Source organism: Isoptericola luteus (assembly GCF_020297055.1).
Lineage (GTDB): Bacteria > Actinomycetota > Actinomycetes > Actinomycetales > Cellulomonadaceae > Isoptericola > Isoptericola luteus.
Genome location: NZ_JAIXCQ010000022.1, coordinates 1 through 6,369, shown reverse-complemented (window position 1 = coordinate 6,369; position 6,369 = coordinate 1). Strand labels below are relative to the sequence as shown.

The 6,369-nt window shown below is 73.1% G+C and carries 7 protein-coding genes; 6 read left to right on the top strand and 1 reads right to left on the bottom strand.

What is annotated here, in order from left to right; all coding sequences use genetic code 11:
- Positions 1–91: 91 nt before the first annotated feature.
- Entirely contained in the window at positions 92–640 is a 549-nt protein-coding gene (locus LEP48_RS18235) for a YceI family protein (protein ID WP_225566987.1), read from the bottom strand.
- 113 nt (positions 641–753) lie between these two features.
- Between LEP48_RS18235 and LEP48_RS18230 the strand changes: the two genes are divergently transcribed.
- The 6 genes from LEP48_RS18230 to ccsB all read left to right on the top strand — a co-directional run bounded on the left by LEP48_RS18230 (position 754) and on the right by ccsB (position 6,301).
- On the top strand, positions 754–1,314 hold the full coding sequence (locus LEP48_RS18230) for a MarR family winged helix-turn-helix transcriptional regulator (protein ID WP_308010052.1): 561 nt from the start codon (positions 754–756) through the stop codon (positions 1,312–1,314).
- 159 nt (positions 1,315–1,473) lie between these two features.
- Entirely contained in the window at positions 1,474–2,118 is a 645-nt protein-coding gene (locus LEP48_RS18225; RefSeq protein ID WP_225566986.1) for a histidine phosphatase family protein, read from the top strand.
- Positions 2,115–2,741 (top strand): TlpA family protein disulfide reductase, encoded by a 627-nt coding sequence (locus tag LEP48_RS18220; RefSeq protein WP_225566985.1) that lies wholly within the window; start codon positions 2,115–2,117, stop codon positions 2,739–2,741. The genes LEP48_RS18225 and LEP48_RS18220 overlap by 4 nt, the downstream gene beginning before the upstream one ends.
- Positions 2,741–3,517 carry a cytochrome c biogenesis CcdA family protein gene (locus LEP48_RS18215; RefSeq protein WP_225566984.1) on the top strand — a complete coding sequence of 259 codons (777 nt, stop codon included), beginning with the start codon at positions 2,741–2,743 and terminating at the stop codon, positions 3,515–3,517. Before LEP48_RS18220 ends, LEP48_RS18215 begins: the two co-directional genes overlap by 1 nt.
- On the top strand, positions 3,517–5,283 hold the full coding sequence (resB, locus tag LEP48_RS18210; protein WP_225566983.1) for a cytochrome c biogenesis protein ResB: 1,767 nt from the start codon (positions 3,517–3,519) through the stop codon (positions 5,281–5,283). The genes LEP48_RS18215 and resB overlap by 1 nt, the downstream gene beginning before the upstream one ends.
- A 4-nt stretch (positions 5,284–5,287) precedes the next feature.
- Complete coding sequence (ccsB, locus tag LEP48_RS18205; RefSeq protein WP_225566982.1) at positions 5,288–6,301, top strand: c-type cytochrome biogenesis protein CcsB; 1,014 nt, start codon at positions 5,288–5,290, stop codon at positions 6,299–6,301.
- Positions 6,302–6,369 lie beyond the last annotated feature (68 nt).

Genomic DNA, 6,369 nt, shown 5'->3' with positions numbered 1-6,369 from the left:
CGCGAGATCCGGAGGGGACGGTCCGTACCGGCGACGGACCGTCCCCTCCGGATCTCGCGGGTCCGGCTTCTCTCTCGGCGAGGAGGGGGGCTCAGCCCTGCTTGATGGCCGAGACGTCGAGGGTGATCTTGACCTTGTCGCCCACGAGGACGCCACCGGTCTCCAGGGCGGCGTTCCAGGTCAGGCCGTAGTCCTTGCGCGAGATCTCGATCTGCGACTCGAACCCGGCGCGGGGGTTGCCGAACGGGTCGGTCGCGACGCCGGCGAACTCGGTGGGCAGGGCGACGTCCTGGGTCACGCCGTTGATGGTCAGCGCACCGTTGATCACGTAGTCGTCGCCGTCGACGACGATGCTCTTCGACGCGAAGGTCCAGACGGGCTTCTCCTCGGCGTGCCAGAAGTCGGCGCTCTTGAGGTGGCCGTCGCGGGCCTCGTCACCGGTGTTCACCGAGGCCGCGTCGAGCTCGGCGGTGACGGCGGAGGACTCGAGGTCGTCGCCCACGGTGATGGTGCCCGACGTGATCGCGATGGATCCGCGGACCTTGGCGATGCCGGCGTGGCGGACGCTGAAGGAGGCGGTCGAGTGGGAGGCGTCGATGGCGTAGGTGCCGGTGGTCAGGCCTGCGGGAAGCGCGGTCATAGAAACTCCTCGGGTGTCGTGTGGACGAGCGGTCGGCAGACGGTCGAGTCGAATAGTTGAGCCCTCAACTATCTGCCGGGACATGGAACACGAGCGTCTCGTAACCTATTCCCGTGACCGCGGAACCTGGCGCCCAGCGACGTACGAGCAGGCCGGCGACGGTGTCCGCAGTCGTGTCCTCCGACCCGGCGGCGCCGGTGGTCGACGTGCGCTGGCTCGACGAGCAGCAGCAGTGGGCGTGGCGCCGGTACATCGAGGGCACCTCCCGGTTCCTCGAGGCGCTCGGCGACGCGCACGACGAGGCGCTGCCCGTGACGCTGGGGGAGTACCACCTGCTCGTGCAGCTCTCCGAGGCCCCGGAGCACACCATGCGGATGTCGGCGCTCGCCGACTTCCTGGCGCTGTCGCGCAGCCGCCTCACGCACACCGTCAACCGGATGGAGGCACGCGGCCTCGTGGCCCGGCGCCCCGCGCCGGGCGACCGGCGCGGCGTGAACTGCGTCATGACCGACGTCGGCCACGCGACGCTGGTCGCCTCCGCGCCCGGACACGTGAACGCCGTGCGGCGCCTGCTCGTCGACGTGCTGACCGACGAGGAGCTCGCGACGCTGGGCCGCGCCATGTCGAAGGTGTCGGACGTGGCCAGGGCCTCCGTCGAGGCCTCGCGGGGCTGACGCCCGCCACCCGTCCCGCCCGTCCCGCCGACGGCCACCGGGGCGGCCTGCGGCGAGATCACGGTAGGGTCGGGCCGGGCCCGCGCCGGCATCGTGAGGCACGTCACCGCCCCCCTGGACGGGACCTGGGTGCCCCGTCGGTCTGGGACACTGGGGGCCATGGCCACCACCACCGTCCATCTCATGCGGCACGGCGAGGTCCACAACCCGGATGGCGTCCTGTACGGGCGCATCCCGGGCTACCGGCTGTCCGACCGCGGTCAGGCGATGGCCCGTCGCGTCGCCGACCACCTGGCGGGCGCGGGGCGGGACGTCGTCGGTGTCGTCGCGTCGCCGCTGCAGCGCGCGCAGGAGACCGCCAACCCCGTCGCGGAAGGGTTCGGGCTGACGCTCGCCACCGACGAGCGGCTGGTCGAGGCCGGCAACCGCTTCGAGGGATCGACGATCGGTGCCAGACCGTCCCAGCTGCTCAACCCGCGGCACTGGCACCTCCTGCGCAACCCCCTGCGGCCGTCGTGGGGCGAGCCCTACGCCGAGCAGGTCGCGCGCGTGCGCGCCGCCGTCGACGACGCCCGCCGCGCGTTCGCCGGGCACGAGGTCGTCCTGGTCAGCCACCAGCTTCCCGTCTGGGTCACCCGCCGGTCCTACGAGGGGCGTCCGCTCTTCCACGACCCGCGCCGGCGAGAGTGCTCGCTGGCGTCGCTCACCTCCCTGCGGTTCGACGGCGACACGTTCGTGGGCCTGCACTACAGCGAGCCCGCGGCGGCCCTGCTCGCCGGCGCCGACCCCCTGCCCGGCGCATGAGGGCGGCGGGCACTTCGGGGCGCGGGCGGCGGCTCGCCGCCACCGCGTTCGGCGCCGTCGCGGCGATCTCGCTCCTCGCGGCGTGCGGAGCGCAGGACTCCGGCGCGGGCGACGTCGTGGGCCAGGGCTTCGTCTCCGGCGACGGCTCGGTCAAGCAGTGGGACGCGGGGGACCGCGAGGCCCCGGTGACGGTCGAGGGCACCTCCTTCGAGGGGGACGACGTGAGCACCGCCGACTGGCTGGGCGACGTCGTCGTCGTCAACACCTGGTATGCCGGCTGCGCCCCGTGCCGCGCCGAGGCCCCCGAGCTGGTCGCGCTGGCGCACGACCGCGGGGCGGACGGCGTGCGGGTGCTGGGCATCAACACCGAGGACGAGGCGGGCGCCGCCGAGGCGTTCGAGCGCACCTTCGACGTGCCGTACCCGTCGATCGAGGATCGTAGCGGTCAGGTCGTCGCGAAGCTGTCCGGCGTCGTGCCCCTGCAGGCCGTGCCGTCCACCGTCGTGCTCGACACCGAGGGGCGGGTCGCCGCGCGCGTCATCGGACAGGCGGAGGGCTCCACGCTCGAGGCGATCGTCGACGAGGTCCTCGCCGAGGCGGATGCCGGGTCCGGGGGCGCCTGATGGGTGAGGCCTTCGCGACGACCGCCTTCAGCGGCTCCATGCTGCTCGCGCTGCCGGTGGCGCTGATCGCCGGGCTGGTGTCGTTCGCGTCGCCGTGCGTGCTGCCGCTCGTGCCCGGGTACGTGGGGTACGTCAGCGGGATGGCCGCGGCCTCCGCCGGGCCGGCGGGGACCCGCTCGGCCTCGCCGCTCGCCCCCGGGCGTCGCCGCGTGGTGGCCGGCGTCGGACTGTTCGTGCTGGGCTTCACGGTGGTGTTCGTGGCGCTCATGGCGGCCGCCGGTGCGCTCGGCGCCTACCTGGTGCAGTGGGAGGACGTGATCATGCGGGTCCTCGGGGTCGTCGTGATCCTGCTGGGCCTGGGGTTCCTGGGCGCGGTGCCGTTCCTCCAGCGGGAGCGCCGGATGCACCTGAGCCCGCGCGCGGGCCTGTGGGGTGCGCCGCTGCTCGGGGTCGTCTTCGGCCTCGGCTGGACGCCGTGCATCGGCCCGACGCTCGCCGCCGTCCAGGCGCTGGCGCTCGACGAGGCGTCGGCCGGACGCGGCATCGCGCTGGGCGTCGCCTACTGCGTGGGGCTCGGCGTCCCGTTCCTGCTGGTCGCGCTGGGGCTGCAGTCGTCGCAGCGCATGCTCGGGTTCCTGCGGCGGCACCGGCTCGTGATCCAGCGGGCGGGCGGTGCGCTGCTGGTGATCGTGGGCCTCGCGCTCGTGACCGGCCTGTGGGCGACGTGGACCAGCGAGCTGCAGGGCTGGATCAGCGGCTTCGGGACGGTGGTGTGATGAGCGAGCGGACCGGGTACCGGCCCGAGGGGATCAACGACGCCTTCACGGAGGGCCGCACCGGCTCCGAGGCAGACGCCGGGGCGGACGGCACGGCCGGGGTCACGGGATCGACGACGGGTCCGTCGTCGGGCCGGCCGGAGCTGCCCGCGCTCGGCTGGAAGGGCACGCTGCGCTGGACGTGGCGGCAGCTCACCAGCATGCGCGTCGCCCTCATGCTGCTCATGCTCCTCGCCGTCGCGGCGGTGCCGGGCTCGGTGCTGCCGCAGCGCAACCAGGACCCTGCCGCCGTGCTGGAGTACCTGGGCGACCACCCGACGCTGGGGGAGTGGCTGGACCGGCTCGGCTTCTTCGACGTCTACAGCTCCGCCTGGTTCTCGGCGATCTACCTGCTGCTCTTCGTGTCCCTGGTGGGCTGCATCATCCCGCGCGCTGCCGCCCACGCCAGGGCGCTGCGTCACCGCCCGCCGCGCACCCCCGCCCGGTTCGGCCGGTTCCCCGCGACGGCGTCGACGACCACCGACGCGTCGCCCCACGAGGTGGCCGAGGCCGTCGAGGCGCACCTGCGAGGGCCGCTGCGCCGGCTGCCCACGTTCCGGGTCGACACCGGTTCCGAGGAGCCGCGCCTCGGACGCCCCGCCACCCGCACGGTCGCCGCCGAGCGCGGCTACCTGCGCGAGACCGGCAACCTGGTGTTCCACCTCGCCCTCGTCGGGCTGCTCGTCTCGGTGGCCCTCGGCCAGCTCCTGCACTACCGCGGGCAGGCGATCGTCACCGAGGGTCGCGGCTTCGCGAACGCCGTGGTCGACTACGACACGTTCGAGAACGGGGCCTGGTTCCGGCCGTCGTCGCTGTCGCCGTTCTCGATGACGCTCGACTCGTTCACCTCCGAGTTCGCGTCCGACACGGTCGCGTTCGCGCAGGCGCGCGATTTCACGGCGGCCGTCACCGTCACCGAGCCGGGCGGCGGCACGCACGAGGAGACCATCAAGGTCAACCACCCCCTCGTGGTGGACGGCGCCAAGATCTACCTGCAGGGCAACGGGTTCGCTCCCGACATCACGGTGCGCGACGCCGAGGGCGAGGTCGCGTTCGGCGGGCGCGTGCCGTTCCTGCCCGAAGACACCATGTACACCTCGCGCGGCGTCGTGAAGGTGCCGGACGTCTCGCCCGGCCTCGACCAGGTCGGCCTCATCGGGTACTTCCTGCCCACTGCCGTCGTCGAGGCGGACGGGTCCGCGCGGTCCGTCTTCCCGCAGCCGCAGAACCCCCTGCTCGTGCTCGAGGTGTACCGGGGCGACCTCGGCCTGGACGAGGGCGTGCCCCAGAACGTCTACCGCCTGGACACCGCGAACCTCACGGCGTCGGTCGACGAGGACGGCGCGACGGCCAAGCTGCTGGTGCGTCCCGGCGAGACCGTCGAGCTGCCGGACGGTCTGGGCACCGTGACGCTCGGCGAGGAGGTGCCGCGGTACGTGGCCCTCGACCTGCGCCACGACCCGTCGCTCGGATGGGTGCTCGGCTTCTCCCTCGCCGCCCTCACGGGCCTCGCCGTCTCCCTGTTCACCCCGCGCCGTCGCGTGTGGGTGCGAACATGGGAGACGGTGGACGACGACGGGACCACGCGGACCCGGGTCGAGCTCGCCGGCCTCGCCCGCGGCGACGACGCCGGGCTCCAGCAGGAGGTCGACAAGGCGCTCGCCGCCGTCCCGGGCACGACCGACGCTCCCGCAGCAGATCGCACGACCACCACCACGGAGGACTGACACCATGGAGATCGCCGAGCTGAGCGTGCTGCTCGTCTGGGCGTCCGCGACAGCGCTGACCATCGCGCTGGCCGCGTTCGCGATCGACCTCGGACGGCGCACCGAGGCGCGTGTCGAGGCCCGGGCCGGGGCGCGCACCCCCGCCGCGGTCGCGGCCGGCGCGGGCGGCGCGGGCAGGGTCGCCGGCGGCAGCGCCTCCGCTTCGCCCGCTGCCGGGCCTGATGTCCCCGATGTCCCGTCATCCGCCCGGCGCCGCGCCGCGGGCATCGCGATGTCGACCACGTGGCTCGGCACGGCCCTGCTGCTGGCGGCGATCGTGCTTCGCGGCGTCGCCGCGGGCCGCACGCCGTGGGCCAACATGTACGAGTTCACGCTCGTGGGCTCGTTCGTGGCGTTGGTCGTGTTCCTCGTGCTCAACCTGCGCCGCGACCTGAAGTTCCTCGGGGCGTTCGTGATCGGGCTGACGGTGCTGTTCCTCGTCCTCGGGGTGAACGTCTTCTATGTCGCCGCCACCGGGGTGCAGCCGGCCCTGCAGAACTACTGGCTCGTCATCCACGTCGGCGTGGCCATCACCGCCACCGGGATCTTCACGGTCTCGTTCGTCACGTCGGTGCTGCAGCTCCTGCGCGACAGCCGGGACACCGGCGGCACGTCCCTGCAGCGCCCCGGCTTCCGCTGGCTCGACGGCCTTCCGACGCCGAAGACGCTGGAGGGCCTGTCGTTCCGGCTCAACGCCGTCGCCTTCGTGCTGTGGACCTTCACCATCATCGGCGGCGCGATCTGGGCGGAGGACGCCTGGGGCCGCTACTGGGGCTGGGACCCCAAGGAGGTCTGGAGCTTCGTCATCTGGGTGATCTACGCGGCGTACCTGCACGCGCGCACCACCCGGGGCTGGGACGGACGCCGGGCGGCCTGGTTCGTCGTCGTGGGGTATGCCTGCGTGCTGTTCAACTTCACCGGCGTGAACCTCATCTTCAACGGCCTGCACTCCTACGCCGGCATCGAGACCGAGCTCTGACGCCGAGATAGAGAGGCTCCCCGCCGAGATAGAGAGGGGACGGACCGCACCGGTGCGGTCCGTCCCCT